At 50.7% G+C, this 1373-nt stretch carries 1 protein-coding gene; it reads right to left on the bottom strand.

Annotated features, from left to right (window positions below):
* Positions 1–223, bottom strand: a 223-nt coding sequence (locus tag ACWF6P_RS31785; RefSeq protein WP_452623702.1) for a hypothetical protein, incomplete at its 3' end; no start/stop codon positions are given.
* Positions 224–1373: the final 1150 nt, after the last annotated feature.

The following is a 1373-nucleotide window of genomic DNA, read 5'->3' as shown; positions in this document are numbered from 1 at the left end:
GCACAACCACATCGTAGTCGACATCTCCATCAGCAAACGAACTACTATTTTCAGCTTGCTTTTCGAATAGCCCTGCATCAATGGCCGTATGAATAAGTGTCCGCGCCCGGAGGACTTGGTCACGCATGCTGATATAGGTCAAGCTCCTGTTAAGCTCGAACTGATTAGGTCCAATCTTATAAGCAAGAAGCGCCAACCCCGCATGAGATTTGTTTTTATCCATGTTTTAAAGAGCGTAATCTTGTGCGTCGAATAGACTCTTTCGAGCGGACGCGGATGTGCAAAGGAAATCATCATCAAGAATGAGTGCGAGGACGCCGCCCTTCATTCTCAACAAATCTCGCATGCGGTCAATTTGCACAGAAAGCTCATTATTCCGTGCGGTCAACATATTCAATCGCTCTTCTAACGAGGGGCCACGGTCCGGCACAGAACGTGACACGACTTCCCGATGAACGAGCCCCCGACGTCTATCGTCGTAGTCTCGTTTGATATTTTCGATATCAGCGGCAGCACTGAATACATACTCCCCACTTCCAACTCGCGCAGCCCTGTCCTCTAGTATTGCCAACCGCACATACTGGTCGACTACTCTCGTTAGCACAGAAATTGAAATTTTACCAAAACCCTGGCCCAGGATATATCTATATACCTCGTCCAATAAATCCCCGCGCGCCCTATATTCTCGGCCGTCCTTCTCCGACAATTGTGCGATATATGCCGCGATTAGCTCTTCCACTTATATCCCCCTATCCCAGCTAGCATACATGGATGACCCTCGCCTTGAGGCGAGTCAATAACCCATTTAATCATAAGTGTTTTTTGACTAGCAACTTCATCCGTCTCTCAATCGCGACCATCTCGTGTGCGGAAGAGTGGTACCGCACTCTACGCTGTTTTTCGTCCGCTGCGTGACCCTCCCTCGCAAGCGCGACCCTAAAAAGTAAAGACGCGGTCCTACATCGAAGGCAAAAACAAATCATCTCGATAGTACACGACACGCGCCCGCGCTTTTACTCCGCGCATGAGCAGTTATTCCTCTTGGGTATTTTCGTGCAAAGAGGGCGCCAGGGTGACGCATTGTGCCTGTCGCTCACGCGAACCGATGCGCGTTTAGCGCCTCACGATGGACATCATTATCGAGCTTCCCGGATACCCGGAGTGGACTGAACCGGTATCGCAACGACGTTATCGCAAACATCGCAAATAGCTACGAGAATCCTGCGACGAAGCCCTTGCCGTCGCTGAACGGAACATCTCGTTGAACGAAAGTTGTGTCAACCAGTTCGCCACAACGCGAGCAGATTGCTGTGCTCTTATCGCCTGCCTGAAAGCGTCCTGCGCTCATTGCGTTCTGAATCACTGGTGGTCGC

Source organism: Rhodococcus sp. NPDC055024, from assembly GCF_053608585.1.
Note: the sequence above shows the minus strand (reverse complement) of the source record. Positions and strands in the feature narration are given on the sequence as shown.